This is a genomic window from Methylobacterium sp. 142-1Y (genome assembly GCF_057747795.1).
Genome location: NZ_CM173224.1, coordinates 6,205,699 through 6,232,079 on the forward strand (window position 1 = coordinate 6,205,699; position 26,381 = coordinate 6,232,079).

Here is a 26,381-nt window from a genome sequence, read left to right on the forward strand (position 1 = left end):
TGTTCAAGCCCGCAGGCGCGCGAGGAGCCGGGCGAGGCCCGCTTCCGCGGCGGCGAGATCGGGGGCGGGACCCGGGGCGTAGAGGTTTTCGGTGAGCGCCCGGCCGGGGCCGCTGCCGAAGAAATCGGTAGCAAGACGCCTATCGAGCCCCGCCGGCCCCTCGACCTCCAGGCTGCGGGCGAGCCGCCGGCTCAACCGCGCCAAAGCCACGCGGCGCTCCGGCGGCGGCAGGGCGCGGGCGGCGGCGAGTTCGGCGAGCGCCGCCCGACGGATCGGGCGGGCGCGCCAGCGCGGCGCGAGCCAGGCGGCGAGCGCCGCCAGCGCCAGGCCGGCCGCGGCGGCAGCCAGGATCTCGGGCCGGATCCAGCCCGGATCGGGCGGGGCGTGCAGGCCGCGAAGACCTGCCAGCGCCGCTTGAACGGACTGCACGCCCTCACAGCACGGCATCGAGCCGCTCCATCAGGGGGGCGAAGCCTTCCGGGCCCAATTCGGTGTCGAGGCGCAGACCCGCGACGCCGAGGCGGGTATAGGCCGCGAGGCGATCCTCGGGCACCGGTGGCGCCTTGCCGATCCGGGCGGTGCCGCGGCGCCCATCCGGGGTGGCGTAGGGGTAGAGGCCGGGGGGCGCGGCGCGCTCGAAGGCGTCGCTCACCAGGATCAGACTGAGGGAGACCCGCTCGGCGAGCGCCGCCACGCTCTCCGAAAAACCCTCGCCCGGGGCGTCGAGGGCGCTCGCCAGCACCAGGTGGCCGCCCGCCGGCAGCAGCGCGCGGGCCCGTTCCAGGACCGGTCCCAAGGGCGGATCGGCCTGAAGCGGGGCCGCGAGTGCGCTCTCATGCGCCCGGGCGAGGCCCTGGCACAGGGCCGCCATGCCGCGTCCGCCGGCCCGCGGCGGCAGGGCGACCGGCTCGGGCGCGGCGGCGCAGAGGCCGACCCGTCCGCCGTCGCCGGCGATGCGCCAGCCGAGCAGCACCAGGGCCTCCGCGGCGGCGACCGAGCGCAAGGAGCGGCGGGTGCCGAACAGCATCGAGGGCCGGAAATCGGCCAGCAGCACCACGGCGCGGTCGCGCTCCTCGTGGTGGGTGCGCACGTGCAGCGTGCCGGTGCGGGCGGTGGCGTTGCGGTCGATGTGGCGCACGTCGTCGCCATCAGTCCAGAGGCGCACGTCGTCGGGCTCGCTGCCGCGGCCGCGCCGCCGCGTGACGATGCCGCCGGGCAGGCCCGAGCGGGCCTTCGTCGTCGCCCCGGCGCCGCGGCGGGCGAGGTGGCGCAGGCCCATCAGCGCCCCGGCCTCGAGGGCGATGCCAGGTGCGCCGAGCGGGTCTGTGCTGGGAGGCGGCCGGGCCACGGTGGACACCATCCTCAGAGGGGGTGCACCCGGTCGAGCAGGTCGGCCACCACGGCGCGGGCGGTCTGGCCTTCCGCGGCGGCGCGCCAGGTGAGCGCGAGGCGGTGGGCCAGCGCGTCGCCGGCGAGCGCCACCACGTCGTCCGGCACCACGTGATCGCGCCCGTGCAGATAGGCCCGGGCCTTGCCGGCGAGCATCAGGGCGAGGGTGCCGCGGGGCGAGACCGGATGCTCGATGGCGCCGCGCAAATCCGCCGCCGCCGGCCCAGCCCGGGTGGCGGCGACGAGGCGGACGAGAAAGTCCTTGAGCGCCGGCGAGACGTGGGTCTTGAGGGCAGCGGTGCGGGCGGCGCGCAGTTCCTCGGCGGTCAGGCGCACCGGCATCGGCGCGGCCTCCTCAGTCATCTCGCCCTCGACGAGGTCGAGGATGCGGCGCTCGGAGGCCTCGTCCGGCATCTCGACGACGACGTGGAGCAGGAACCGGTCGAGCTGCGCCTCCGGCAGCGGGAAGGTGCCGGCATGCTCGATCGGGTTCTGGGTCGCCACCACCATGAACGGATCGGGCAGGGGGTGGGTGATGCCCGCCACCGTCACCTGCCGCTCCGCCATCGCCTCCAGCAGGGCCGACTGCACCTTGGGCGGCGCGCGGTTGACCTCGTCGACCAGCACCAGGGAGTGGAACAGGGGACCTTCCAGGAACTCGAACCGGCCGCCGTCGGGCCGCCAGACCGTGGTGCCGGTGAGGTCGGCGGGCATCAGGTCGGGGGTGCACTGGATACGGGCAAAGCCGGTGTGCAGCCCGTCGGCGAGGCGCTTGACCGCCCGGGTCTTGGCGAGGCCCGGCGCCCCCTCGATCAAGAGGTGGCCGCCGGTGAGGAGCCCGATCAGCAGCCGCTCGACGAGGCCTGACGCGCCGATCAGGCCCGCTTCGAGGCCGGTCCGCAGGGCGTGGAGCCGCGCGCGCACCGGATCGTCGGCTCCCGCGATGCTACGCATCACGGTCTGCTCCGCGCCTCGCGCCATTCAGTGTCTCTCCCCCCTCGGGCCGGTGTTTCCTGTGCCGGCTTTTGGGGGATCAGGCCGCGTCTTTGCCTGTCCGTCAATCCCGTGCGTGAGGGGGGTGGGGTATGCTTAAGTCCGCGGTGACGATGAAGATCACCGCGGCATGGCTTCAGTCGGGAAGCGCCGCGATCGGTATGGTGATGAGATTTCTCACACCGTCCAAGGCGCCGGCCGGTTCGGGCCGATCCCGTAGCGGGCCACCGCCTCCGCCACCTTCGCCCGGTCGAGCTGGCCCTCGTCGGCGAGCGCCGCGAGCGCTGCCACCACGACGTGGTGCCGGTCGACCTCGAAGAAGGCGCGCAGCGCGCTGCGGGTGTCGCTGCGGCCGAAGCCGTCGGTGCCGAGCGTCACGTAACGAGCCTGGATCGCGGTCGCGATCAGTTGCGGGTAGGCGCGAACGTAGTCGGTGGCGGCGACGACCGGTGCGGAGCCGGACAGCGCTTCCTCGACGAGGCTGCGCTTTGCCGGCAAACCGGGGTTCAGGCGGTTCGACCGCTCGATCTCGCGGGCCTCGCGGGCGAGTTCGCTGAAGCTGGTGACGCTGTGGACCTCGGCGGCGATGCCCCATTCCTCGGCGAGCAGCTTTGCCGCAGCGATGACCTCCGGCAGGATCGCCCCTGAACCGAGGAGGCGAATAGCCGGCTCACCATCTCCGTAGCCGGCAAACCGATACATTCCCCGGATGATCCCGTCGCGCACGCCGTCGGGCATCGAGGGCTGGGCGTAGTTCTCGTTCATCGCCGTGACGTAGTAGAAGGCGTCGACGTCGCGCTCCATCATATCGCGGGCGCCGTGATCGAGGATCACCGCCATCTCGTAGGCGAAGGCCGGGTCGTAGGCGCGGCAATTCGGAATCGTCGCGGCGACGAGGTGGCTCGATCCGTCCTGGTGCTGCAGGCCCTCGCCGCCGAGCGTGGTCCGGCCCGCCGTGGCGCCGATCAGGAAGCCGCGGGCGCGCTGGTCGGCCGCCGCCCAGATCAGGTCGCCGACGCGCTGGAAGCCGAACATCGAGTAGTAGATGTAGAACGGCAGCATCGCGAGGCCGTGGACGCTGTACGACGTCGCGGCCGCGGCCCAGGACGAGATCGCGCCCGCTTCCGTGATGCCCTCCTCCAGGAGCTGCCCGTCGCGGGACTCCTTGTAGTAGAGCATCGAGCCGGCATCCTCCGGCTCGTAGAGCTGGCCGAGCGGCGAGTAGATGCCGACCTGCCGAAAGAGGTTCGCCATGCCGAAGGTGCGCGCCTCGTCGGCGACGATCGGCACCACCCGCGGGCCCAGCTCCTTGTGCTTGATCAGGCTGCTGAACAGCCGCACCGCCGCGGTGGTGGTCGACATCTCCTTGCCGTCGGCCTCGAGCGCGAAGCCCGCATAGGTCGAGAGGTCCGGCACCGCGACGTGGGCGGCCGTGCGACGGCGCTTCGGCAGGAAGCCGCCGAGCCTCTCGCGGCGCTCGCGCAGGTAGCGCAATTCGCGGCTGTTCTCGTCCGGCTTGTAGAATTCCAGGCCCTCGACCTGCGCGTCGGTGAGCGGCAGGGCGAAGCGATCGCGAAACGCCTTCAGCGCGTCGGTGTCGAGCTTCTTGGCCTGGTGGGCGGTCATGCGCGATTCGCCGGCACCCCCCATGCCGTAACCCTTCTTGGTCTTGGCCAGGATCACGGTCGGGCGGCCCTTGGTCGCCTTGGCGGCGGCGAAGGCAGCAAAGAGCTTGCGGAAATCGTGGCCGCCGCGCTTGAGCTTGTCGACGTCGGCATCCGACATGTGGGAGACCAGCGCCTTCACCTCCTCGTCCTCACCGAAGAAGTGGGCGAGGTTGTAGGCGCCGTCCTTGGCGCCCAGCGTCTGGTACTTGCCGTCCACCGTGGCGGCGAAGCGGCGCAAGAGGGCGTGGTTGGTGTCGCGGGCGAAGATCGCATCCCACTCCGAGCCCCACAGCACCTTGACGACGTTCCAGCCGGCACCGCGGAAGACGCTCTCCAGCTCCTGGATGATCTGGCCATTGCCGCGCACCGGCCCGTCGAGCCGTTGCAGGTTGCAATTGATGACGAAGGTGACGTTGTCGAGCTTTTCGCGCGCCGCCAGCGTGAGCGCGCCGATCGATTCCGGCTCGTCCATCTCGCCGTCGCCGAACACGCCCCAGACGTGCTGGCCGCTCGTTTCGGCGAGGCCGCGGTCGCTGAGGTAGCGCATGAAGCGCGCCTGGTAGATCGCGTTCATCGGCCCGATGCCCATCGAGCCGGTCGGCACCTGCCAGAAGTCGGGCATCAGCCAGGGATGCGGGTACGAGCACAGGCCCTCGCCGGCGATCTCCTGGCGGTAATGCTTCAGGTTGGTCTCGGAGAGCCGCCCCTCCAGGAAGGCGCGGGCATAGACGCCGGGCGCCGAATGCGGCTGGAAGAACACGAGATCGGCGCCCGCGCCCGTGGCGTCGCCGGCCTGGAAGAAGTGGTTGAAGCCGAGCTCGAAGATCTCGGCCGCCGACGCGTAGCTCGCGACATGGCCGCCGAGTTCGCCGTAGGCCATGTTGGCCCGCACCACCATGGCGAGCGCGTTCCAGCGCATGATCGAGGTGATCCGCTCCTCGACCGCGAGGTCGCCCGGATAGGGCGGCTGCTTCTCCAGCGGAATGGTGTTGCGGTAGGGCGAGTAGGGCGGCGCCTCCTCGACGACGCCGATCTCCCGCGCCTTCTGCTCCAGCCGGTCGAGCAGGAAGCGGGCCCGGGCCGCGCCGCCGTGGCGGAGCACCGATTCGAGCGAGGCGAGCCAGTCCGCGGTCTCGGCCGGATCCGGATCGGCCACGCCGCGGGGGCCAAGGATCGCTTGATTGCTGGCCTGGTTGCTGGTGCGCTCGTTCTCGTTGACCGGCTTGGCGCTCGCGCTCATGGCGTCGTATCTCCCATCGCTGGCGCCAGGATAAGTCCCCGGTCGCGGCAGAGGCTGCTTCGTTTGCCGCTGGACGAGGAGAAAGCGCAAAACATTTTCGCGAGGTCGGTCGTTCGCGGTCGATCTTTCCGCATCGTACCGCCAAGGCCACGCATTCCGTCCCGGCGGCGACCGGAGGTGCGGCGGTGTCCGCCGGGTAGCGTCAATGGCACTTTTGTCCTAAGGTCCCGGGCAAAGTCCGGCCGTGCGGGGCCGGCCTTCCCGTCGATGAGTCCTCGCCGAACCGGCTTCGGCAAGGAACACGGGAATCGCCGATCTACCCGCGTCCGGACGCGCCCGGGAGCCTCCTGACCGATGACCGCCGACACGGCTTCCACCCTGCTCCAGACTCCCCTGCACGCGCTGCACCAGGAGGTCGGCGCCCGGATGGTGCCGTTCGCCGGCTATTTGATGCCGCTGCAATACCCGCTCGGGCTGCTCAAGGAGCACCTGCATACCCGCAAGGCGGCCGGGCTGTTCGACGTATCCCATATGGGCCAGATCGCCGTGCGGGCCCGCTCGGGCGACCTCGCGGATGCCGCCCGCGCCCTCGAGACGGTGCTGCCGATCGACGTTCTCGGGCTCAAGCCCGGGCGCCAGCGCTACGGATTCTTCACGACGCAGGGCGGCGGCATCCTCGACGACCTGATGCTCGCGAACTTGAGCGACCATTACCTGCTGGTCGTGAATGCCGCCAACAAGGCCGCCGACCTCGCCCATCTCCTCGACGCGATCGGCACTGCGTGCACGGTCGAGCCGATCGACCGGGCATTGATCGCGCTCCAGGGCCCGGGGGCGGAAGCGGCGCTCGCCCGACACGTGCCGGCGGTGGCGGAGATGCGGTTCATGGATGCGCGGCCGATCACCTTCGCGGGGGAGGAGGGCGTCGCCGTGCGCTCCGGCTATACCGGCGAGGACGGGTTCGAGATCGCGCTGCCGGCCAAGGCCGCGGTCGCCCTCGCCCGGGTGCTGCTCGCCGATCCGGAGGTGAAGCCGATCGGCCTCGGTGCCCGCGATTCGCTGCGCCTCGAAGCCGGCCTGTGCCTGCACGGCTCGGACATCGACCCCGAGACCTCGCCGGTCGAGGCCGGTCTGTCCTGGGCGATCCCGAAGGTGCGCCGCCGCGGCGGCGACCGGGCCGGCGGCTTTCCCGGCGCCGAGCGCATCCTGGCGGAACTCGCCGACGGGCCGGCGCGCCTGCGGGTGGGCCTGCGGCCGGAGGGGCGCACCCCGGTGCGGGCCGGTGCGGCGCTCTACGACTCCGCCGACGCGGCCGAACCGGTCGGCCGGGTGACCTCCGGCGGCTTCGGGCCGAGCCTGGACGGGCCGATCGCCATGGGGGTGCTGCCGAGCGCGCTCGCGGTGCCCGGCACGCCGGTCTTCGCCGAGGTGCGCGGCCAGCGCCTGCCCTGCGCGGTGGTGCCGCTGCCGTTCCGCCCCGCCGGCTTCAAGCGTTCCTGAAACAAGGGGGATTTTCATGCTGAAATACACCGACGAGCACGAGTGGCTGCGCCTGGAGGGCGACGTGGCGACGGTGGGGATCACCGACCACGCCGCCGAGCAGCTCGGCGACCTCGTCTTCGTCGAACTGCCGAAGGTCGGCGCCACGCTGACCAAGGGTGCCGCCGCCGCGGTGGTGGAATCGGTCAAGGCGGCCTCCGACGTCTACGCGCCGGTCGACGGCGAGGTGACCGAGGTCAACGAAGCCGCGGTGGCGAACCCCGAGAGCGTCGGCACCGATCCGCAGGGGGCCGGCTGGCTCTACCGCGTGCGCCTCGGCGACCCGTCGCAGCTCGACGGGCTGATGGACGAGGCGGCCTACCGCGCCTTCGTCGGCTGAACTGCGACGATCTTCGTCCGATCCGTTCCGACACCAGTCAAGCGCGGGATCCCCTCTCCCGTTTGGGAGAGGGGTAGGGGTGAGGGTGGAGACGGTGCAGCAAGAAAACTGAACCGTTCCGCCGCCGGCACGACGCTTCGAGTTTAATACTGAAGCGTGTCACCCTCACGCGGGATCTTCGATCCCCCTACCCCTCTCCCACACGGGAGAGGGGAGACGTGCTCCATCTTTCGAGCCGCCTCGCACCGGCTCCGACCAGGGCAAACTCCCATGCCGATGGACAAGTACGACCCCTACGACTTCGCCAACCGCCGCCATATCGGCCCGTCGGTGGACGAGATCGCCCGCATGCTGGAGATGGTCGGTGCCGAGAGCCTCGACGCCCTGATCGACGAGACCCTGCCGGCGGGCATCCGCCAGAAAGAAGCCACCGAGTTCGGCGCCGCCCTGTCGGAGCGCCGGGCGATCGAGCGCCTGCGCGCCACCGCCAACAAGAACAAGCTGCTGACCTCGCTGATCGGCCAGGGCTACCATGGCACCACGATGCCGCCGGCGATCCAGCGCAACATCTTCGAGAACCCGGCCTGGTACACGGCCTACTCGCCCTACCAGCCCGAGATCAGCCAGGGCCGGCTCGAGGCCTTGCTCAACTTCCAGACCTGCGTCAGCGACCTGACCGGGCTCGACATCGCCAATGCCTCGCTCCTCGACGAGGCCACCGCCGCCGCCGAGGCGATGGGCATGGCTCGCCGGATCGCCACGGCCAAGCCCGACACGTTCTTCGTGGATGCCCAATGCCTGCCGCAGACCATCGCGGTCCTGAAGACCCGGGCCGAGCCGTTCGGCTGGCGCATCGTCGTCGGCGATCCCTTCGCCGATCTCGACCCCGCCTCGGTGTTCGGCGCGATCTTTCAATATCCAGGCGTCGAGGGCGCGGCCCACGACTTCACCGACATAATCGCCAGGCTCCATGACGCGGGCGCCATCGCCGTGGTGGCGGCGGATCCACTCTCACTCACGGTCCTGAAGCCCCCGGGCGAGATGGGCGCCGACATCGCAATCGGCTCGATGCAGCGCTTTGGCGTGCCGATGGGCTATGGCGGGCCGCACGCCGCCTACATGGCGACGCGGGACGCCCACAAGCGCGCGCTCCCGGGCCGCATCGTCGGCGTCTCGGTCGATTCCCGCGGCAACCGCGCCTACCGGCTCTCGCTCCAGACCCGCGAGCAGCATATCCGGCGCGAAAAGGCGACCTCGAACATCTGCACCAGCCAGGTGCTGCTGGCGGTCATCGCCTCGATGTACGCGGTGTTCCACGGGCCGCGGGGGCTCAAGGCGATCGCGATGCGCATCCACCGCGACGCGACCCGGCTCGCCGCGGGGCTCAACCAGCTCGGCTTCGAGACCCATCCGGACGCCTTCTTCGACACGATCACCGTGACGGTCGGCCCGTTCCAGGGCGTGATCCTGAAGAACGCCGTCGCCAACGGGATCAACCTGCGCAAGGTCGGCAGCGATCGCATCGGCATCACGGTCGACGAGCGCACCCGGCCCGACATCATCGAGGCGGTGTGGCGCGCCTTCGGGGGCGACGCGCTGGCTTACGACGAGTCCTGGCCCGAGCCGCGGCTGCCGGCCGGGCTGATGCGCACCTCCGAGTACCTGACCCACCCGATCTTCCACATGAACCGGGCCGAGAGCGAGATGACGCGCTACATGCGCCGCCTCGCCGACCGCGACCTCGCCCTCGACCGTGCGATGATCCCGCTCGGGTCGTGCACGATGAAGCTCAACGCCACCGCCGAGATGCTGCCGATCTCGTGGCCGGAATTTTCGGAGCTGCACCCCTTCGCGCCGAAGGACCAGGCCGAGGGCTATGCCGAGATGATCGCCGATCTCTCCCAAAAGCTCGCCGACATCACCGGCTACGCGGCGATCTCGATGCAGCCGAATTCCGGCGCGCAGGGCGAATATGCCGGCCTGCTCGCAATCCGCGCCTATCACCTGTCGCGCGGGGAGGGGCACCGGACGATCTGCCTGATCCCGTCCTCGGCCCACGGCACCAACCCGGCCTCGGCGCAGATGTGCGGCATGACCGTGGTGGTGGTCGGCGCCGACCGCGACGGCAACGTCGACCTGGCCGATTTCCGCGCCAAGGCCGAGAAGCACGGCGAGAACCTTGCGGCCTGCATGATCACCTACCCGTCCACCCACGGGGTGTTCGAGGAGGCGGTGCGGGAGATCTGCGACATCACCCACGCCCATGGCGGCCAGGTCTATCTCGACGGCGCCAACCTCAACGCGCTGGTCGGCCTCGCCCGGCCCGGCGATATCGGGGCGGATGTCAGCCACATCAACCTGCACAAGACCTTCTGCATCCCGCATGGCGGCGGCGGGCCCGGCATGGGGCCGATCGGCGTCAAGGCGCACCTGATCCCTTTCCTGCCCGGCCACGTCGAGACCGACGGGCGCGAGTTCTCGGTCTCGGCCGCTCCTTACGGCTCGGCGGCGATCCTGCCGATCTCCTGGAGCTACTGCCTGCTGATGGGCGGGCGGGGGCTGACGCAGGCCACCCGGATCGCGATCCTCAACGCCAACTACATCGCGAAGCGCCTCGCCGGGGCCTACGAGGTGCTCTACACCGGCACCCATGGGCGCGTGGCGCATGAATGCATCATCGATGCGCGCCCGCTGATGAAGAGCGCCGGCGTCAGCGTCGAGGACATCGCCAAGCGGCTGATCGATTGCGGCTTCCACCCGCCGACGATGAGCTGGCCGGTGGCCGGCACCCTGATGATCGAGCCGACCGAATCCGAGACCAAGGGCGAGATCGACCGCTTCTGCGACGCCATGCTGGCGATCCGCGAGGAGATCCGGGCGATCGAGGAGGGCCGGATGGACCGGGCCGACAACCCGCTCAAGAACGCCCCCCACACGGTGGAAGACCTGATCGGCGCCTGGGAGCGGCCCTATTCCCGCGAGGCGGCGTGCTTCCCGGCCGGTGCCTTCCGGGTCGACAAGTACTGGCCGCCGGTCAACCGGGTGGACAATGCCTATGGCGACCGCAACCTGGTCTGTGCGTGTCCGCCGGTGGAGAGCTACATGAAGGCGGCGGAGTAGGATCGGCATTTTTCGGGCGCCCGATCACCTCGAGATCGGGCGCTGCCATCAGGTTCATCCGGGAGATTGTTCGGCCGAGCCTGACGACATGAAACCCGACCTGTCATTCCGGGGCCGCGCAGCGGAGCCCGGAATCCAGAACCGCGGAGGGTTCAGGATCGAGCGGAGAGCCTCCCGCCTCTTTCTGGACCACCTGAGCGTCTGGATTCCGGGCTCCGCTGCGCGGCCCCGGAATGACGGGGAGAATGTGACATCTACGGAGGCTCATGAGTGATGGCCCTCTTCGTCAAGGGTCCGAAGGTCGACACGCTCGCCCAAGAGCCGGCGTCCCTCGAGCGCGCCACCGGGACCGAGACGGTGCGACAAGCCCCAGGCGGCGCGCTCGAATGTGAGACGGACGATCTCGTCACCCGGTCGATCGAGTTTGCGGGCAGGCTGCGAGAGCAGGCCGGCCCGAACCCACAGCCTATCGATCAAGCCTTCCTCGATGGCCTCTACGAAGATCCGTGACTAGCGTTCGACGACAGGGGCCTCACCCCGCCTCCCCCACATAATCCCGCCAGATCGCCTTCTCGCCCATGCCCGCCGTGAAGGCCGCATGGGCCGCGAGCTCGGCCTCGGTGAGCCGGCTGCGCATCGGGCGGGGGCCGTGCTCGACGGGGGCGGCCCTTACTGAAGGACCGGCCGGGCCGGCATTCCCCTCGACGGTCAGCCCGAGCGTCGTCTGCTTGCCGCCGAGCAGCTCGATATAGACCTCGGCCAGGATCTGCGAATCGAGGAGCGCGCCGTGCTTGGTGCGGCGGGAATTGTCGATGCCGTAGCGCGAGCACAGCGCATCGAGGTTGTTGGCAGCACCCGGATGCTTGCGGCGGGCGAGCGCCAGGGTGTCGACGACGGACGTCAGGTCGATCAGGGGCGGGGCCTTGTCGCCCAGCCGCGCATATTCGGCGTTGAGGAAGCCGACATCGAAGGCGGCGTTGTGGATCACCAGCGTCGCGTCGCTGCAGAACTCCAGGAAGTCGGGCAGGATCTGCGCGAAGAGCGGCTTGTCGGCGAGGAACGCATCCGAGAGGCCGTGGACCCGGAACGCGCCCTCCGAGACCGGCCGCTGCGGGTTGATGTAGCGGTGGAACTCGCGCCCCGACGGGATGTGGTTGAGAAGCTCGATGCAGCCGATCTCGATCAGCCGGTCGGTCTTGGCCTCGGTGCCGGTGGTCTCGGTGTCGAGGACGATCTCGCGCAGCATCCTGCGGCTCCCTTGGAAAGAGGTCTTCGGACCAGTGTAGCGAGGACGCGTTAACCGGCCCGCCTCGCCGCCGCGATCACCGCGTCGACCTGCGCCTCGGCATGGGGAAAGCCCCGGTCGGTCTCGATCAGGAAGTCGGCCCGGCGACGCTTCTCGGCATCCGCCATCTGCTTGGCGAGGATCTGCGCGAAGGCCGCCTCGGTCATGCCCGGCCGGGCCAGGACCCGGGCGCGCTGCACCTCGGCCGGGGCGGTGACCACCGCGACGGCGTCGCATCCCGCCTCGCCGCCGGTCTCGAACAGCAGCGGCACGTCGAGCACCACGAGGGGCGCGGCGGCATGGGCGGCGAGGAAATCGTCGCGCGCCTGACGCACCAGGGGATGGACCAGGGATTCGAGGCGGCGCAGGCGCTCGGGGTGGCCGAGCACGACGTTGCGCAACGCCGCGCGATCGACCGAGCCGTCGGGGCCGAGCGTCCCGGGAAAGGCCTCGCCGATGGCGGAGGCCGCGGCGCCGCCCGGCCCGTAGAGCGCGTGCACGCAGGCATCGGCATCGTGGACCGGCACGCCGCGCGCACCGAACATCGCCGCGGTGGCGCTCTTGCCCATGCCGATCGAGCCGGTGAGGCCGAGGACGAACGGCCGGCTCATCCATGGCTCCCGAGATCGGCGACGATGCGGGCACGCAAACCGGGCGTCACCGCGGGCGTGCGGCCGAACCAGCGGGAGAAACCCGGCACCGCCTGGTGCAGCAGCATGCCGAGCCCGTCGACCGCCGGCAGCCCGCGGGCCCGGGCGGCGGTGAGGAGCGGGGTTTCGAGCGGCACGTAGACGATGTCGGCGACCGCCGCCGCCGCGGGCAGCGGGGCGAGGTCGAGGGCGAGCGCGTCCTGCCCGGCCATGCCGAGCGCCGTGGTGTTGATGAGGAGCCCGGTCTCCGGCAGCCGCGCCGGCACCGCGTCCCAGGACACTGCCGTGATCCGGGCCGGATCGAGGGCGGTCAGGCCCTCGGCCCGCTCGGCGCTGCGGTTCGCCACGATCAGCCGATCGAGCCCGCGTTCGAGGAGACCCACCAGGATGGCGCGAGCCGCCCCGCCGGCCCCGAGCACCAGGGCGGCGCGGCCGTGCGCGACACCCGTCGCCGCCGGCCAGCCGGCGCCGAGGCTGGCATCGAGATGGGCGAGGAAGCCCGGCGCGTCGGTGTTGTCGCCGAGGAGGCGCCCGTCCTCGAACCACAGGGTGTTGACCGCGCCGATCCGCTCGGCCCGCGGGGTCAACCCATCGACGAGGCGGAACGCCGCCTCCTTGTGCGGGATCGTGACGTTGCCGCCGACGAAGCCCGCCTCGCGCAAGCGGCGGATGAAATCCGGGAAGGCGTCGGGATGCACGTCGACGCGCTCGTAGGTGCCGGGCAGGCCGTGCTCGGCGAGCCAGTGGCCGTGGATCAGCGGCGAGCGCGAATGGCCGATCGGGTGGCCGACCACGAAGGCTCGGGGGTGCGGGGTCGTCATCGGGAAGCCAAGTCTCGGACAGTTCGAATGGTTTTCGCAGTTGGTCCCACCCGGAACCTCATCCTGAGGTGCGGGCGATCGAAGATCGCTGAGCCTCGAAGGAGGGCTCCAGAAGTCTCGGCGATCCCTGGAGCCCTCCTTCGAGGCTGCTGCAAGCAGCAGCACCTCAGGATGGGGTCGCGGGTGGGATGAAGGAAACAGGTGTCACGCTACGGCCCTGCCTCCGGGTTCTCAGAACGCCAGCAATCCCCGCGCCCGCAACCGCGCGAGCAGCGGCAGCAGCGGCAGGCCCAGGATGGTCGAGTGGTCGCCCTCGATGCGGTCGAACAGGTGGATGCCGACGCCCTCGAGCTGGTAGGCGCCGACGCTGCCGGTCACGGCGGGCCCGGCGGCATCGAGATAGGCGGCGATCCCCGTCTGATCGAGCGACCGCATGGTGAGCCGGGCGGTGACGACGAAGACCTCCGCCACCGCGCCGTCAATGGCCAGGGCTACGGCGGAATGGAGCGCGTGGGTGCGCCCCTGGAGGCGGGCGAGATGGGCGGCGGCCCCCGCCCGGTCGGAGGGCTTGTGGAAGACCGTGCCGTCGAGGTCGAGCACCTGGTCGGCGCCGATCACCACCCGGTCGGGCGCGGAGACTCCGACCGCGGCGGCCTTGGCGGCGGCCAGTCGCTCGGCGAGCCGCGCGGGCGACAGGCCTGCGGCCTCCGCCTCGACGGCGCGCTCGTCGACGCCCGGCGACCGGGTCTCGGGGTCGAGCCCCGCGGAGGCGAGCAAGGCCCGCCGCGTCGGGCTGGTCGAGGCGAGGAGGAGCGGCGCGGGGCCGCGCCACAGGGACGGAGCGTGCGACATCGGCGTCAATCCGCGATGAACTTCAGCCGGTGCTCGCGGTGGAGATCGACGATCGCCGCCGCCGTCTCCTCGATCGAGCGCCGGGTGACGTCGATCACCGGCCAGCGGTTGCGGGCGAAGAGCCGCCGCGAGGTCGCGATCTCGTTCGCCACCGCGTCGCGGTCGACGTAGGACGAGGAATCGTCGGCCTTGAGGCTGAGCAGGCGGTTCTGGCGGATCTGAACGATCCGCTCCGGCGAGGCGATCAGCCCGACGATCAGCGGCTGGCGCAGGGTCTCGAGGATGGCCGGCGGCGGCACGCCGGGGATCAGCGGGATGTTGGTGGTCTTCAAGCCCCGGTTGGCGAGGTAGATCGCCGTCGGCGTCTTCGAGGTGCGGCTCACCCCGAGCAGGATCACGTCCGCCTCGTTGAGATCGAGCGGCAGGTTGCCGTCGTCGTGGGCGAGCGTGAAGTTCATCGCGTCGATGCGCTTGAAGTACTCCGCGTTCAGCATGTGCTGCGCGCCCGGCCGCGCCGTGGAATGGGTGCCGAGATAGGATTGCAGCAGCCGGTGCACCGGCTCCAGCACCGAGAGCAGCGGCGAGCCGGTGGCCCGGCAGGCCTCCTCCAGCCGCTCGGTCAGCTCGCGTCCGACCAGGGTGTAGAGCACGATGCCGGGGGCCTGCTCGATCTCGTTGATCACCCGTTCGAGCTGGGTGCCCGAGCGCACCAGGGGATAGACGTGCTCGATCGCCGAGACCCCCTCGTACTGCGCCGCCGCGGCGCGGCCGACATTGATCAGGGTCTCGCCGGTGGAATCCGACACGAGGTGGAGGTGGAAGTAGCTGCGGACCACGCGGGCTCCCCGGGCTCGCCGCGGGCGCGGCAGACACGAAGACTCCGGGGGCCGGTGCGCCGTCCACCGATCGGCCGCGCGGAGTCGATCAGTGTGGATAATGCGCCGACGAAGGGAGGTCCAGGCGGGAGGCCTGTGGGTTAACGGCTCGACGCCTCAACAGGCCGGCCGTTAACACTCGTGGCGGGCCGCCCGTGGGAGAATCCGGGACCCGGGCCGCCCGAGTCTCGCCCAGTGGGGCCTAAGCCCCTCCTGACTCTCGCGGTCCTTCGACAATGGAGCAAATCTGTTAAAGGCCTCTTAACGCACCGGCGGTGGGGACGGGCTGTGGACGGGGCTGGAGCCCCGCGATGCCTGCCCCCAATAGAAAAAACAGATTCCTAGAATCTCTCTTTTCTTTTCAGAGGCCTGGGTGGGGATGGGCATCGTGGCGGGTCGCGACGACGCGTCGGGCTGGCGCCGGAGAGCGGTTCTCGGCATAGGGAGCTAAGCCGCCGCCGTGGCGGAATCGGGTTTTCGGGGGGACGGAGCATGGGCGGGACCGCGGGAGCCGGACGGGGAGCCGCAGAGCGGCCAATCCTGCGGGTGCTGAACGGCGAGGCGCTGTCGCCGCCTCCCGCCTGGATGATGCGCCAGGCCGGGCGCTACCTGCCGGAATACCGCGCGGTGCGGGCCGAGGCCGGCTCCTTCCTCGACCTCTGCTACAACCCCGACTTCGCCACCGAGGTCACCCTCCAGCCGATCCGCCGCTTCGCCTTCGAGGCGGCGATCCTGTTCTCCGACATCCTGGTGGTGCCCCACGCGCTCGGCCAGGACGTGCGCTTCGTGGAAGGGGAGGGGCCCCGCCTCGACCCGATGGCCGGCCGGCCGGAATTCGAGGCGCTGGTCGAGGCGGGCGATCCGCGGATCATGCGCCACCTCTCGCCCGTCTTCGAGACCGTCGGGCGCCTGCGGGCGGAATTGCCGTCCGAGACGACGCTGCTCGGCTTCTGCGGCGCACCCTGGACCGTGGCGAGCTACATGATCGGCGGGCGCGGCACACCGGATCTCGCGCCGGCCCGGGCGCTCGCCGCCCGCGATCCCGCCCTCCTCGACGCGCTGATCGACCGGCTGGTCGCGGTCTCGACCGAGTACCTGGTGCGCCAGTTCGAGGCCGGCGCCGATGCGGTGCAGATCTTCGAGAGCCATGCCGGCAGCCTGCCGGACGTGCCCGCGGGCGAGCCCGGCGACGCCCTGACGCGCTGGAGTTTTGGCCCGATCGCCCGGATGGTGTCGGGCATCCGCGCCCGGGTGCCGGGCGCCAGGATCATCGTCTTCGCCCGCGGCTCGGGGCTCGACGGCCATGCCCGCGTGGCCGAGGAGACCGGCGCCGACGCGGTCGGGGTGGACTGGGCCGTCGATCTGAAGGCTCTGCGGGCCCGCCTGCCGGCGTCCGTGGTCACGCAGGGCAATCTCCACCCCGAGACCCTGATCGCCGGCGGCGCGGCGCTCGACGCCGCCGTCGACGCCATCCGCGAGGCGACCGACGGCACGCCCCACATCTTCAACCTCGGCCACGGCATCACCCCGCAGACGCCGATCGCGCATGTCGAGCGGATGCTGGCGCGGTTGCGGGGGTGAGGGGAGGGGGCGTCGTACCTCGCACGCTCCTGCTCCTTCTCACCCACGACCTCATCCTGAGGTGCGACCGAAGGGAGCCTCGAAGGAGGCCTCCAGATGTCGCAGCGATCCCTGGAGCCCTCCTTCGAGGTCAGTCCATCTCCGATGGACCGACACCTCAGGATGAGGTCAAGGGTAGGATGAAATGGACAAAGCGATCGAACATCCCCCACAGGAATCACCCCACCGTGTATCTCTGGATCAAGGCCGCCCACATCATCTCGCTCATCGCCTGGATGGCGGCGATGCTCTACCTGCCGCGGCTGTTCGTCTATCACGCCGCGCTGCCGGCCGGTTCGCCTACGGCCGAGACCTTCAAGGTGATGGAGCGGCGCCTCGCCAAGGCGATCATGCTGCCGGGGATGATCGCCACCTGGATCTTCGGCATCGCCCTCATGGTGATGAGCGCCGCCTACACGCAGGGCTGGATGCACGCCAAGCTCGCCCTGGTGCTGGCGATGAGCGGCATCCACGGCTGGCTGTCGCGGATGGTCAAGGACTTCGCCGCCGACCGGAACACCCGCAGCCCGAAATTCTACCGGGTGCTCAACGAGGTGCCGACGCTGCTGATGATCGTCATCGTGATCCTGGTGGTGGTAAAGCCGTTCTGAGGGGAGCATCCATGGCCGGCATCGAAACGCAGGTTCTCTCCCTCACCCTGGCCGGGCGGTCCCTGACCCTGCCGGCCGACCGGATCGGCGAGGGCCCGCCGGCCCTGCTGCTGCCGGCCCTGTCCTCGATCGCGACCCGCGAGGAGATGCGGCCCCTGGCGACGCGGCTTTCCGCCCGCCACCGCTGCCTGGTGCCGGACTGGCCCGGCTTCGGTGCGCAACCGCGCGCCCGCGTGCCCCTCGCCCCCGACACCCTTCACGCCTTCCTCGACGCGCTCCTGGACCGGGAACCCGGCCCCTACGCGGTCGGGGTCGCGGCCGGGCATGCCGCCGGCTACCTCGTCGCCGCGGCGGCCCGGCACCCCGGCACCTTCGCCCGGCTGGTCCTGGTGGCGCCGACCTGGCGCGGCCCGCTGCCGACCGCGATGGGCGAGGAGCGCCGGCCGCTGTTCGGCCGGTTGCGCCGCGCGGTCGAGGCGCCGATCCTCGGCAACCTGCTCTATCGGCTGAACGTCAGCACGCCGATCGTGTCGCGGATGATGCAGGCCCACGTCTATGCCGATCCGGCCCGCGTCACCCCGGCTCTGCTCGCCGACAAGCGGCGGGTGACGCACCAGCCCCGCGCCCGCTTCGGCACCGCCGCCTTCGTCACCGGCGGCCTCGATCCGGTCCGGACCCGCGAGGATTTCTTCGCCCTGTTCGGACCCGGCCTGCCGCCGGTGACCATGCTGCAACCCAAGGACGCTCCGCGCCGCTCCGGCGCCGAGATGACGGCGCTCGCCGAATCGGGCCTCGTGCGCAGGGTCGCGATCCCGGGCGCGCTCGCCGCCCACGAGGAGTCCCCCGAGGCGGTCGCGGCCGCGATCCTCTCCGACGCGTCCGAGGCGTGAGACGATGCGGGCGCCGCTCGCCCTCTGCCTGGTGCTCGCTGCCGGCGCCGCCGCGGCCGAGCCGGCGCCCGCCCCCTACCTGACGGCCGGCGCCCTCGACGCCGCCGCAATCCTGCCCCCGCCGCCGAAGCCCGGCAGCCCCGCGCACGACGCCGATGCGGCGGCCTACGCGGCGACACGGGGGCTTGCCGGCTCGCCGCGCTGGGACCTCGCCACCGCCGACGTTCCCTCCGGCGTCGCCGCACTGCTTGCCGATTTCTCCTGCGCCGCCGGCCGGCGTCTCGATCCCGGCCGGTTGCCGGCCCTCACCGGGCTCCTCGCCCGCGCCCGCCGCGACGTGGTGGCCCTGGTGCGCGACGCGAAGGCCCGCTTCGCCCGGCCCCGGCCGCATCTCGGCAACGACGCCCCGCTCTGCGTCGACCGCAGCGAGGCGCTCGACCGGAGCTTGTCCTACCCCTCCGGCCATGCCACCGAGGGCTGGACATTCAGCCTCGTCCTCGCCGCCCTGATGCCGGAGCACGCCACCGCCCTCCTGCGCCGCGGCCGCATCTACGGCGAGAGCCGGATCGTCTGCGGTGTGCATTGGGCGAGCGACGTCGAGGCCGGCCGCCTCGCCGGCAGCGCCCTGTTCGCCACCCTCGTCGGCGATCCCGCCTTCCGGGCCGACCTCGACAGCGCCCGGACCGACCTCGCCGCCGCAAGCCCGGAACCGGGGCCCGAGCCGGCCGCCTGCGCGCGCGAAGAGGCGACGTGGCCCTGAGGCCACAGCCCGCGCAGGTACAGGATTCCTTTCCGGAATAAAGCTTCCGGACCAGGATGTTGCCGGGCCCGTGCCCCGGCCGCGGCCTCACTCCGGGCATCGATCTTCAACTTCAAGTCGATAAATCGCCCGCAATTGGATGTGATGACGATTGACGAATCGTTACCGCAGCGATAACGAGTCGTTGATTTTGATGACCGAATCGTTATCACTTGAATCCACGCCGATCGGGTGACCGGATCTGCTTTTCCAAGACTTGTGATCCGGTTGACCGGGTTGGATGACTCTTCCATGCGCGCTGTCCGACATGATGACGGATGTGGGCTCGTCCAGGCGCGCACCATCACTGCGCTTCTTCTCGAAGATGACGATGTCGATGCCAAGCTGATCGCCCTCCAGGCGGCCAGCTTCCGGATGCTCGACATGCGCGTGCTGCGCGCCCGCTCCACCGCCGAGGCGCGCGAGCATGTCGACCGGGAGCGGATCGATCTCGCGATCCTCGATTTCTGGCTCGGCTGCGAATCGAGCCTGCGCTTCCTCGCCGAGCTGGACGCGCGGCTGCCCGGCCTGCCGGCGATCGTGCTGACCGGGCTCAGCATGCCGGACGTGCGCGAGATGTGCGTGAGCGCCGGCGCCGTGCGCTTCCTCGACAAGGCCAGCCTCACCGGCGAGGCGTTCGAGGCCGCGATCGTCGGGGTGCTCGGCCCGCGCGCCTTCCGCTCACCCGCCGCCGAGCCGACCCGCTACGGGCGGCCCGGCCTCACAATCGTCCAGACCGAGAGATGCGACCGATGAACGGCCAGATCACCTATCTCAACGCCGGATCGGGCAACGAGCAGACCATGACCGAAACGGCCCAGTCCGACGCCTCCAACACGATCGAGAAGGTCCGCGAGCTCCTCTACGGCGAGGCGATGCGCTCGCAGGGGCGCCGGCACGAGGACCTGCGCGAGGCGGTGACCGACCTCGAGCAGCGCATGGTCCAGCGCTTCAACGAGATGCAGAAGTCGATCGACGCCCTCGCCCTGTCGCTGCGGATGGAGCAGAGCAACGCCGTGCGGGCGATCGGTGGTGCGGTGACCGAGATGGGCCGGCAGATCTCCGCCCTGGCCGACCGCAACCCGTAAGCCGCGGGCCGATCCGGGATGAGAGCGGCGGCGGCCCACGGTCCGGCTCAGGAGCCGATCCACGATCCAGCCCGGGATCCGACCGAAGACCCGGCTCTCCGCGACCTGAAGCGGCTGCTGCTGCGCGACGAGCACCGCGACCTCGCCGGCCTGCGGGCCGAACTGGCGCGGCTCGACCGGCGGGTCGGCACCGAGGACCGGTTCTCCCGGGCGGTCGCCGACAGCCTCGTGGTCGCCCTCAAGGTCGTCGAGGTCGAGGATCACCGCGCCCTGACCGAGGTGATCGCCCCCCTCGTCGTCGCCGGCATCCGGCGCGAGATCGCCGAATCCCGCGACCTGATGGTCGAGACCCTCTACCCCATCGCCGGCCGCATGGTGGCGGCGGCGATCGCGGCGGCCTTCCGCCAGCTCTCCGACGAGATCAACGAGACCCTCAGCCGCTCGCCGCGCCGGCTGTGGCTGCGCCTGAAGGCCGTGCTCACCGGCCGGTCCTACGCCGCCCTGGTCCTGGCCGAGCTGGCGCAAGGCCGGCTCGAGCGCCTGATCCTGATCGACCGCAGCACCGGCGCGGTGCTCGCCACCACCGGCCGCGACGGAGAGCCCGATGCCGATCCGGACGGCCAGCTCCACCTGATCGGCGGCCTCGTCACCGCCATCGTCGAATTCGCCGGCCAGGCGCTGAGCGACGTCAACGGCGAGTTGCGCTCGCTGGATTTCGGCGGCCGCACCGTGCTGCTGCGGGCCTCGCCGCTCCTGATCGTGGCGGGCCTCACCGAGGCCGGCCGCGGCGCCGGGCGGCTCGCCGGCGTGGTCGATGCCGAGTTCCTGCCCTTCCTCGACGCGGTCCGGCAGAACGACGAGACCCGGAATGACGGGACTCACGGCGAGGCCGGTCACGGCGCGCCGCTGGCCGCGCTCCACCGGGCCATCGCCGCGCGCCTCGTCCCGCCGCGCCCGCGGGTGCGGCCGGTGGCGGTCGCCGGCGGGCTGGTGGCCGTGGCGCTTGCCGCCTGGGCGAGCGTCGCGGTGCTGTCGGCCCGGCAGCGCGCCGCCGAGACGGCCGCGCTCATCGCCATCGAGGACGCGCCCGACCTGCGCGACTCTCCCCTCCACCTCGCCTTCGACCGCGAGGCCGGCCTGATCCGGGCGGTCGGCGTGCTGCCGAGCCGCGAGGCGGCCGCCGCCTTGCGCGACCGCCTCGCCGCGGCGTTCCCGGCCTGGCCGGTCGCCGCCCGGATCGCCGTGGCCTCCGACGCCGCTTCCGCGCGGGATGCGGTCGCGACCCTCGACCGGCGCACCGATGCCCTCGCGCAAAAGGCCGACGCGCTCACCGGCCGGACCGAGGCGGTTGCGCAGAAGACCGATTTCCTCGCGGGGCGCGCCGATGCCCTCGATCGCCGCACGGATGAACTGACGACGCGCGCCGAGACCGCCGTGCAACAGGCTTCGTCGCTCGCCGCGCGCACCGAGGCCGTCGGCCGGCAGGCCGCCGCGCTCGACCGGCGCACCGACGCGCTCGCCGGCCGGACCGAGGCGCTGGCGCAAGCGACCGAGGCGACGAGGGCCGAGGCGCGGGCGCGGCTCGGCACCCTCGAGACCCGCACCGCCGCCGTCGAGGCGATCGTGCCGAGCCTCGCCCCCCGGGAGGAGGTGGCGCGGCTCGAAGCCCGCACCGACACGCCGCTCCAGCGGCTCGAGGATGCGGTCAAGCGCACCGCGATCTTCTTCGGGCCCGACGCGACCTACCGCGACCCGGCCGCCGCCGAGCGCGACCTCGCGACCCTGGCCGCGGCTTTGGCGGCGGTGGAGGGCGCGCGCCTGCGCATTGTCGGTTATGCCGACGGCACCGGGACGCCGAAGGCCAACCTGGAGGCGGCGCGGCTGCGCGCCGACCGCATCACCGCCGACCTGGAACGCCGCGGCATCCCGCGCTCGCGCCTCGTCGTCGTCAATTCGCGCCCACCTTATCCGATTACGGACGAGCGGGTCACCGGCAACCGGCGCGTCGTGTTCGAGCTCGCCTACAGCGCGGAGTAAGGTGTGGCGGCGCGCAAGATCATGATCCTGGGGGCGATCGGCGTGGGCAAGACCTCGCTCGCCAACCGGCTCGCCTTCGGCCGGTTCGAGACCAGCTACAAGGCGACGATCGGGGTCGACATCTACACCACGAATGCCGCGCTCCCCGGGGGCAAGACGATGCCGCTGGTCCTGTGGGACACCGACGGCGATTTCGGCCTCAGCATCTTCCGGACCGTCTACCTCAAGGGGGCGAGCGGGGCGCTGATCGTCGCCGACGTCACCCGGCCCGCCTCCCTCGACCAGATGGCGGCGCTGATCGCGGGCTTTCGCGAGGCGCTGCCGGGCCGCCCCTGCGCCGCGGTGCTGAACAAGAGCGATCTCGTGGCCGGTGAATCCGGCGAACCCGGCTCGGGGTTGCCGCCCGATCTCCTCGCCCGGGCGCGCGGCGCCGACGTCGTCTCGCTCGCGAGCGCCCGCACCGGGCATGGCGTGACCGGCTTGTTCGCCGAACTCGCCACCACGATCGAGCGACGGAGCCTGTAAGTGCCATGCGCGCCGCCCTCGCCCTCCCGGCCGGAGCCGACCTCTCCCGCACCCTGGCCCACCTCCTCGAGGCCGGCCTCCTCGGCGTCGCGGCGCTCGCTCCCGACGGCCGCGTGCTCGCCCGCACCGGGCCGTTGAGCGACTGGCTGCCGGAGCCCGGGCGCTCCGCCTTCGACAGCCCGATCCTGTCGGGCCTGGAGGAGGATATGCGCGCCCAGCAACGGGCGACACCTGAGCCGATCGTGCTGCCCGGCATCCGCCTCGCCATGGTGCCGGGCGCCCCGCGCTGCGACATCGCGATCTCCTGGGAGGCGGGACGGGGCGAGCACGCGGTGCTCACCACCGTCGACCAGGTCGACCGGCCGATCGACCATTGGGTGCTCCAGCAGCGCCGCGAGCAGCGTCTCCTGGAGGAGAAGATCATCGCGGCCTCGCGCGAGCTGGAGCGGATGAACCGCAACCTGCGCGACTTTGCCTCCGTCGCCGCGCACGACCTGCGGGCGCCGTTGCGCCAGATCGTGGCCTTCACGGGCATCCTGCGCACCACCCTGGGGGCGGAGGCCGGTCCGGTCGTCTCCGACAGCCTCGACACGATCGAGGGCTGCGCCGCCCGGCTCAACCGGATGACCACCGGCCTCCTCGACTATGCGCGGTTGAGCGCCGAGAGCCACACCTTCGAGCCGGTCGATCTCGGCCGGGTCGTCCTCGACGCGACCCGCAACCTCGACCTCGACCTGCGCGCCGCCGCGGCCGACCTCGTCGTCGGGCCGCTCCCGACCGTGAACGGCGTGCCGGCGCTCCTGACCAACCTGTTCCAGAACCTCGTCGCCAACAGCATCCGCTACCGCGACCCGGACCGGCCTCTGCGGATCGAGATCCGGGCCTGGCCCGGCGAGCCCGGCCGGATCACCGTGCGCGACACCGGCATCGGCGTGCCGCCGGCCTTCCACGAGGCGATCTTCGAGACCTTCGCCCGGGTGCCGAACGGCCGCGCCCCGAACGGCGTCGGACTGGGCCTGAGCATCTGCCGGCGGATCGCCGAGCTGCATGGCTGGCGCATCGGCGTGGTGGCGGAGGAGGGGCCGGGTGCGTGCTTCCGGATCGATCTGGGGTAGGGATCGTCCGGTATGGGTGTCGTCATGTCGGTCTGTTCGCCGGGCGTGCCACCGGGCGGAGGGTCACGAACTTCGCCGTCCGGCCGTCCCCATCGTAATCGACCTGCCAGACGCTCCGGATGGTGGGGTTGCGACCGTCCGGGCTGCGCAAAGACGCTTCGAAATAGTGCTTGATCCCGTGTGGAGCCTCGAAGGCCGCAGCCCACGATGCCGGTGAGGGATGCCGCCCCAGGGCGTCCATCAGTTCAAGAGGCCGATCGGGCGAGAAGCCGAACCGCATGAGAAGGGCAGCCTTCGATGCCCCATCATCGCTGTCCACATTGAGAAGGTAGCCCGCGACCTTCGCTTCCGAGATCGTGAAGGCGGACGGATAGGGGTGGGCGGCGGTCAAGCAGTCGCGTGCCCCACGACCCGCAAAAGGGAAGCGTCCACAGTCGCGAGCGCGTCCACCGGTCGGGTGAACTCGACCTCGAAAGCCGCACCTCCAGCCCAGATCGCGACCACGGTCCCGATCGAGCCCGCCGGCACCGTCACCTGGTCATCCCCGAGGACGTCGGCCAGCAACTCGACACGATCGAGTTCCTCGATGCGAGAGGGGTCACCCCGGTCCCGAGTGGCGAGACGCGGGGACGTCTCAGTGACGAATGTGAGAACGCGGCTGGCCATGTCGAGAAGCTACGTTGTGCGCCGCGTTCTGCAAGCCCCGTCCATCGTTCGATGACGGATCCGGAGGGTGCCCGGTCGCAACCAACCGCTTCATACGATTCGGCGCGGCGATTGTCTGCGACAGCGGAAGACCCAAACGAAAACAGCGCCCGACCGCATCACGATCGGGCGCTGCCTCATTGCATCAGACTACCGCCGTCACGCCACCGTTCGCTTCCTCTTCTTCGCCCGCCGGCCGAGGATGTTGAGCACCTCGACGCCGGCCGAGAAGGCCATGGCGGTGTAGACGTAGCCCTTCGGCACGTGGGCGCCGAAACCCTCCGCGATCAGCGTCATGCCGATCATGATGAGGAAACCCAAAGCCAGCATCACCACCGTCGGGTTGGCGGCGATGAAGCGGGACAGCGGATCGGCGGCGAGCAGCATCACGCTCACCGCGGCCAGCACCGCGATCACCATGATCGGCACGTGCTCGGTCATGCCGACCGCCGTGATGATGCTGTCGATCGAGAATACGAGATCCAGGATCAGGATCTGGCCGATCGCCGCGGCGTAGCCGAGCGAGGCGCCGCCGCCGGTCTTCTCTTCCGGGTCGGGATCGAGGCTGTGGTGGATCTCCTTGGTGGCCTTCCACAGCAGGAACAGGCCGCCGGCGATCAGGATCATGTCGCGCCAGGACAGGCCTTTGCCGAAGATCTCGAAGACCGGCTGGGTCAGGTGGACGATGTAGGCCACGGTCCCGAGCAGGGCGAGGCGCAGGATGAGCGCGAGCCCGATGCCGATGCGCCGGGCCCGCGATTGCTGCTCCGCCGGCAGCTTGTTGGTGATGATCGAGATGAAGATCAGGTTGTCGATGCCGAGCACGACCTCCATGACGACCAGGGTCGCGAGGGCGGCCCAGGCCGTCGGGTCGGCGGCGAGCTGAACGAGCGAGTCCACGGTGGACACCCCTCCTTACGGGAAGATCGAGGGGCGGCCCCGCGCCTGGCTCGGCGCGTGGAACTCCGGCGCATGGACCTGGACGGCCTGTCGCAGCACCCGCACATGGGCGGGGGTGTAGGTCGTCAACTCGCCGTCGGTGTTGACTGGGCGCGGCTTCTTGGTGCGCAGGATCACTTCCGTCGTCTGGAAGGCGCGCACGTCGGCGGCCTTGCCTTGCGTGCCCCGGCGCAGGGCCGGCAGCAGGGCGAGCAGCCGCCACCAATGGGCGACCTCCAGGCTGTAGAAGTTGAGCAGGCCGTCATCGACGGTGGCGTTCTCCTCCACCGTCATGCCGCCGCCGTAATGGCGGCCGTTGCCGACCGAGACCTGGATGGTCTTCACGGTCTCCACCGTGCCGTCATGCTCGATATAGACCGTGAACGGCCGCGCCCGGCGCAGCAGCCGGAACGCCGCCACCGCGTAGCCGACCGTGCCGAGGCGGCGCTTGAGGTCGGCCGTCAGCTCGCCGGCGAGATCGGCCGAGAAGCCGATGCTGGCGACGTTGAAGAAGTAGTGGCCGTTGACGCAGCCGAGATCGATCGGCCGGGCCGGCACCGTGGCGATCACCTCCGCCGCCTCCAGGGGATCGGCGGGCAGGCCGAGGCTGCGGGCGAGGTCGTTGGCGGTGCCGAGCGGCAGGATGCCCAGCGGCAGCTGCGCCTCCGCCAGCGCCTGGGCCGCGGCGTTGAGGGTGCCGTCGCCGCCCCCTAAGATCACCATGTCGCAGGTGCTCGCGTGGGCGTGGATCAGCGCCTTGCAGTCGGTCTCGCTAGGCGGCGGATCGACCGGCTCGATGCCGCCGCGGCGCAGGACGTCCTTCACGGCGTCGAGATCGAGGCCGCCGTTGCGGGCCTTCTTGTTGACGACGAGCAGGGCCCGCCGCGTCGCGTCAGCGCCGGACATCGGCGCCTCCCGCGACGGCACGGGAACGGATGGGGGGAACGACGCGCATGAGTGCGGGCCCTCCAGTGCGATCGTGCCGCGTCAGCACAAAGGCAGAGAAGGGGTCCGACATCGCGGTCGACGCCTCGAACCGCCAGAGGGGCCCGGACCCGGGGAGCCCTTCAGGTGGGGTCGCGGCCGCGCTTGGCAAGGTCCCGGGGAGTTCCCTTGCGCGAGATCCGCGGCAGGCGAGATCCGCGGGGGTGTGGGCAATGGGGGTATCGGGGAGGGCAGGGTGGGGGCCATGGGCCCGCAATGGAACCGTAACCGCGGCGACGAACGTTCACTCAGCTCAAGTTCCGTGCGTGATCCCCGCCTGATCGTGCTCCTCTCCCC

The 26,381-nt window shown here is 71.1% G+C and carries 26 protein-coding genes; 13 read left to right on the forward strand and 13 right to left on the reverse strand.

Annotated elements, in window-relative coordinates; all coding sequences use genetic code 11:
• Positions 1-3 precede the first annotated feature (3 nt).
• From AC3AOF_RS28435 to mdeB, 4 genes are all read right to left on the reverse strand, one after another.
• Positions 4-447 carry a DUF4381 family protein gene (locus AC3AOF_RS28435; protein WP_236987703.1) on the reverse strand — a complete coding sequence of 148 codons (444 nt, stop codon included), beginning with the start codon at positions 445-447 and terminating at the stop codon, positions 4-6.
• Positions 434-1,360 (reverse strand): DUF58 domain-containing protein, encoded by a 927-nt coding sequence (locus tag AC3AOF_RS28440; RefSeq protein WP_236987702.1) that lies wholly within the window; start codon positions 1,358-1,360, stop codon positions 434-436. The genes AC3AOF_RS28435 and AC3AOF_RS28440 overlap by 14 nt, the downstream gene beginning before the upstream one ends.
• Before the next feature lie 2 nt (positions 1,361-1,362).
• A complete protein-coding gene (locus AC3AOF_RS28445; RefSeq protein ID WP_236992627.1) occupies positions 1,363-2,343 on the reverse strand; it encodes an AAA family ATPase in 981 nt (326 codons plus the stop codon).
• A gap of 216 nt (positions 2,344-2,559) precedes the next feature.
• A complete protein-coding gene (gene mdeB / locus AC3AOF_RS28450; RefSeq protein ID WP_488347157.1) occupies positions 2,560-5,289 on the reverse strand; it encodes an alpha-ketoglutarate dehydrogenase in 2,730 nt (909 codons plus the stop codon).
• A gap of 354 nt (positions 5,290-5,643) precedes the next feature.
• Here mdeB and gcvT point away from each other — a divergent pair, with 354 nt between their 5' ends.
• The 4 genes from gcvT to AC3AOF_RS28470 all read left to right on the forward strand — a co-directional run bounded on the left by gcvT (position 5,644) and on the right by AC3AOF_RS28470 (position 10,798).
• Positions 5,644-6,789 carry a glycine cleavage system aminomethyltransferase GcvT gene (gene gcvT, locus AC3AOF_RS28455; RefSeq protein WP_488347158.1) on the forward strand — a complete coding sequence of 382 codons (1,146 nt, stop codon included), beginning with the start codon at positions 5,644-5,646 and terminating at the stop codon, positions 6,787-6,789.
• A gap of 16 nt (positions 6,790-6,805) precedes the next feature.
• Positions 6,806-7,168: a glycine cleavage system protein GcvH gene (gene gcvH, locus AC3AOF_RS28460; RefSeq protein ID WP_236987699.1), complete on the forward strand. Its 363-nt coding sequence runs from the start codon at positions 6,806-6,808 to the stop codon at positions 7,166-7,168.
• Positions 7,169-7,438: 270 nt separating this feature from the next.
• Positions 7,439-10,288, forward strand: coding sequence for an aminomethyl-transferring glycine dehydrogenase (gene gcvP, locus AC3AOF_RS28465; protein ID WP_488347159.1), 2,850 nt, complete (start codon positions 7,439-7,441; stop codon positions 10,286-10,288).
• 273 nt (positions 10,289-10,561) lie between these two features.
• Positions 10,562-10,798 (forward strand): type II toxin-antitoxin system VapB family antitoxin, encoded by a 237-nt coding sequence (locus tag AC3AOF_RS28470; protein WP_048425507.1) that lies wholly within the window; start codon positions 10,562-10,564, stop codon positions 10,796-10,798.
• Positions 10,799-10,820: 22 nt separating this feature from the next.
• Here AC3AOF_RS28470 and dnaQ read toward each other — a convergent pair whose 3' ends face one another.
• The 5 genes from dnaQ to AC3AOF_RS28495 form a co-directional block, all read right to left on the reverse strand.
• Positions 10,821-11,534, reverse strand: a complete 714-nt coding sequence (gene dnaQ / locus AC3AOF_RS28475) for a DNA polymerase III subunit epsilon (RefSeq protein ID WP_236987697.1) — start codon at positions 11,532-11,534, stop codon at positions 10,821-10,823.
• A gap of 50 nt (positions 11,535-11,584) precedes the next feature.
• Positions 11,585-12,184 carry a dephospho-CoA kinase gene (gene coaE / locus AC3AOF_RS28480; RefSeq protein WP_236987696.1) on the reverse strand — a complete coding sequence of 200 codons (600 nt, stop codon included), beginning with the start codon at positions 12,182-12,184 and terminating at the stop codon, positions 11,585-11,587.
• A complete protein-coding gene (locus AC3AOF_RS28485) occupies positions 12,181-13,044 on the reverse strand; it encodes a shikimate dehydrogenase (protein WP_488347160.1) in 864 nt (287 codons plus the stop codon). The genes coaE and AC3AOF_RS28485 overlap by 4 nt, the downstream gene beginning before the upstream one ends.
• Positions 13,045-13,275: 231 nt before the next feature.
• Positions 13,276-13,896, reverse strand: a complete 621-nt coding sequence (locus AC3AOF_RS28490) for a Maf family protein (RefSeq protein WP_488347161.1) — start codon at positions 13,894-13,896, stop codon at positions 13,276-13,278.
• A gap of 5 nt (positions 13,897-13,901) precedes the next feature.
• Positions 13,902-14,732 carry a pyruvate, water dikinase regulatory protein gene (locus AC3AOF_RS28495; protein WP_236987693.1) on the reverse strand — a complete coding sequence of 277 codons (831 nt, stop codon included), beginning with the start codon at positions 14,730-14,732 and terminating at the stop codon, positions 13,902-13,904.
• 531 nt (positions 14,733-15,263) lie between these two features.
• Here AC3AOF_RS28495 and hemE point away from each other — a divergent pair.
• From hemE to AC3AOF_RS28540, 9 genes are all read left to right on the forward strand, one after another.
• Positions 15,264-16,352, forward strand: a complete 1,089-nt coding sequence (gene hemE / locus AC3AOF_RS28500) for a uroporphyrinogen decarboxylase (protein ID WP_488347162.1) — start codon at positions 15,264-15,266, stop codon at positions 16,350-16,352.
• Between the two features lie 179 nt (positions 16,353-16,531).
• A complete protein-coding gene (hemJ, locus tag AC3AOF_RS28505) occupies positions 16,532-17,002 on the forward strand; it encodes a protoporphyrinogen oxidase HemJ (protein ID WP_236987691.1) in 471 nt (156 codons plus the stop codon).
• Positions 17,003-17,022: 20 nt separating this feature from the next.
• A complete protein-coding gene (locus AC3AOF_RS28510; RefSeq protein WP_488349069.1) occupies positions 17,023-17,892 on the forward strand; it encodes an alpha/beta fold hydrolase in 870 nt (289 codons plus the stop codon).
• A gap of 4 nt (positions 17,893-17,896) precedes the next feature.
• Positions 17,897-18,652, forward strand: a complete 756-nt coding sequence (locus AC3AOF_RS28515) for an acid phosphatase (protein WP_488347163.1) — start codon at positions 17,897-17,899, stop codon at positions 18,650-18,652.
• Positions 18,653-18,943: 291 nt separating this feature from the next.
• On the forward strand, positions 18,944-19,447 hold the full coding sequence (locus AC3AOF_RS28520) for a response regulator (RefSeq protein ID WP_236987689.1): 504 nt from the start codon (positions 18,944-18,946) through the stop codon (positions 19,445-19,447).
• Positions 19,444-19,779, forward strand: a complete 336-nt coding sequence (locus AC3AOF_RS28525; RefSeq protein WP_236987688.1) for a hypothetical protein — start codon at positions 19,444-19,446, stop codon at positions 19,777-19,779. The genes AC3AOF_RS28520 and AC3AOF_RS28525 overlap by 4 nt, the downstream gene beginning before the upstream one ends.
• A gap of 18 nt (positions 19,780-19,797) precedes the next feature.
• Positions 19,798-21,816: an OmpA family protein gene (locus tag AC3AOF_RS28530; RefSeq protein ID WP_488347164.1), complete on the forward strand. Its 2,019-nt coding sequence runs from the start codon at positions 19,798-19,800 to the stop codon at positions 21,814-21,816.
• 3 nt (positions 21,817-21,819) lie between these two features.
• A complete protein-coding gene (locus tag AC3AOF_RS28535; RefSeq protein WP_236987686.1) occupies positions 21,820-22,341 on the forward strand; it encodes a Rab family GTPase in 522 nt (173 codons plus the stop codon).
• Between the two features lie 5 nt (positions 22,342-22,346).
• Positions 22,347-23,456, forward strand: a complete 1,110-nt coding sequence (locus tag AC3AOF_RS28540) for a sensor histidine kinase (protein ID WP_236987685.1) — start codon at positions 22,347-22,349, stop codon at positions 23,454-23,456.
• 22 nt (positions 23,457-23,478) lie between these two features.
• Here the strand turns inward: AC3AOF_RS28540 and AC3AOF_RS28545 are convergent, their stop codons facing one another.
• The 4 genes from AC3AOF_RS28545 to AC3AOF_RS28560 form a co-directional block, all read right to left on the reverse strand.
• Positions 23,479-23,847, reverse strand: coding sequence for a DUF6883 domain-containing protein (locus AC3AOF_RS28545; protein ID WP_488347165.1), 369 nt, complete (start codon positions 23,845-23,847; stop codon positions 23,479-23,481).
• Positions 23,844-24,020, reverse strand: a complete 177-nt coding sequence (locus AC3AOF_RS28550) for a hypothetical protein (RefSeq protein ID WP_488347166.1) — start codon at positions 24,018-24,020, stop codon at positions 23,844-23,846. Before AC3AOF_RS28550 ends, AC3AOF_RS28545 begins: the two co-directional genes overlap by 4 nt.
• Before the next feature lie 300 nt (positions 24,021-24,320).
• Positions 24,321-25,061 carry a TerC family protein gene (locus AC3AOF_RS28555; protein WP_488347167.1) on the reverse strand — a complete coding sequence of 247 codons (741 nt, stop codon included), beginning with the start codon at positions 25,059-25,061 and terminating at the stop codon, positions 24,321-24,323.
• 15 nt (positions 25,062-25,076) lie between these two features.
• A complete protein-coding gene (locus AC3AOF_RS28560; protein ID WP_236987681.1) occupies positions 25,077-26,006 on the reverse strand; it encodes a lipid kinase in 930 nt (309 codons plus the stop codon).
• Positions 26,007-26,381 lie beyond the last annotated feature (375 nt).

What these genes read in the sequence shown, in the direction of transcription:
- AC3AOF_RS28435 (WP_236987703.1), bottom strand. Translation starts at nt 447, where the DNA reads ATGCCGTGCTGTGAGGGCGTGCAGTCCGTTCAAGCGGCGCTGGCAGGT.
- mdeB (WP_488347157.1), bottom strand. Translation starts at nt 5,289, where the DNA reads ATGAGCGCGAGCGCCAAGCCGGTCAACGAGAACGAGCGCACCAGCAAC.
- AC3AOF_RS28530 (WP_488347164.1), top strand. Translation starts at nt 19,798, where the DNA reads ATGAGAGCGGCGGCGGCCCACGGTCCGGCTCAGGAGCCGATCCACGAT.
- gcvT (WP_488347158.1), top strand. Translation starts at nt 5,644, where the DNA reads ATGACCGCCGACACGGCTTCCACCCTGCTCCAGACTCCCCTGCACGCG.
- gcvH (WP_236987699.1), top strand. Translation starts at nt 6,806, where the DNA reads ATGCTGAAATACACCGACGAGCACGAGTGGCTGCGCCTGGAGGGCGAC.
- AC3AOF_RS28440 (WP_236987702.1), bottom strand. Translation starts at nt 1,360, where the DNA reads ATGGTGTCCACCGTGGCCCGGCCGCCTCCCAGCACAGACCCGCTCGGC.
- AC3AOF_RS28520 (WP_236987689.1), top strand. Translation starts at nt 18,944, where the DNA reads ATGCGCGCTGTCCGACATGATGACGGATGTGGGCTCGTCCAGGCGCGC.
- AC3AOF_RS28515 (WP_488347163.1), top strand. Translation starts at nt 17,897, where the DNA reads ATGCGGGCGCCGCTCGCCCTCTGCCTGGTGCTCGCTGCCGGCGCCGCC.
- AC3AOF_RS28525 (WP_236987688.1), top strand. Translation starts at nt 19,444, where the DNA reads ATGAACGGCCAGATCACCTATCTCAACGCCGGATCGGGCAACGAGCAG.
- hemE (WP_488347162.1), top strand. Translation starts at nt 15,264, where the DNA reads ATGGGCGGGACCGCGGGAGCCGGACGGGGAGCCGCAGAGCGGCCAATC.
- coaE (WP_236987696.1), bottom strand. Translation starts at nt 12,184, where the DNA reads ATGAGCCGGCCGTTCGTCCTCGGCCTCACCGGCTCGATCGGCATGGGC.
- AC3AOF_RS28445 (WP_236992627.1), bottom strand. Translation starts at nt 2,343, where the DNA reads ATGCGTAGCATCGCGGGAGCCGACGATCCGGTGCGCGCGCGGCTCCAC.
- AC3AOF_RS28540 (WP_236987685.1), top strand. Translation starts at nt 22,347, where the DNA reads ATGCGCGCCGCCCTCGCCCTCCCGGCCGGAGCCGACCTCTCCCGCACC.
- AC3AOF_RS28490 (WP_488347161.1), bottom strand. Translation starts at nt 13,896, where the DNA reads ATGTCGCACGCTCCGTCCCTGTGGCGCGGCCCCGCGCCGCTCCTCCTC.
- AC3AOF_RS28470 (WP_048425507.1), top strand. Translation starts at nt 10,562, where the DNA reads ATGGCCCTCTTCGTCAAGGGTCCGAAGGTCGACACGCTCGCCCAAGAG.
- hemJ (WP_236987691.1), top strand. Translation starts at nt 16,532, where the DNA reads ATGAAATGGACAAAGCGATCGAACATCCCCCACAGGAATCACCCCACC.
- AC3AOF_RS28485 (WP_488347160.1), bottom strand. Translation starts at nt 13,044, where the DNA reads ATGACGACCCCGCACCCCCGAGCCTTCGTGGTCGGCCACCCGATCGGC.
- AC3AOF_RS28560 (WP_236987681.1), bottom strand. Translation starts at nt 26,006, where the DNA reads ATGTCCGGCGCTGACGCGACGCGGCGGGCCCTGCTCGTCGTCAACAAG.
- gcvP (WP_488347159.1), top strand. Translation starts at nt 7,439, where the DNA reads ATGCCGATGGACAAGTACGACCCCTACGACTTCGCCAACCGCCGCCAT.
- dnaQ (WP_236987697.1), bottom strand. Translation starts at nt 11,534, where the DNA reads ATGCTGCGCGAGATCGTCCTCGACACCGAGACCACCGGCACCGAGGCC.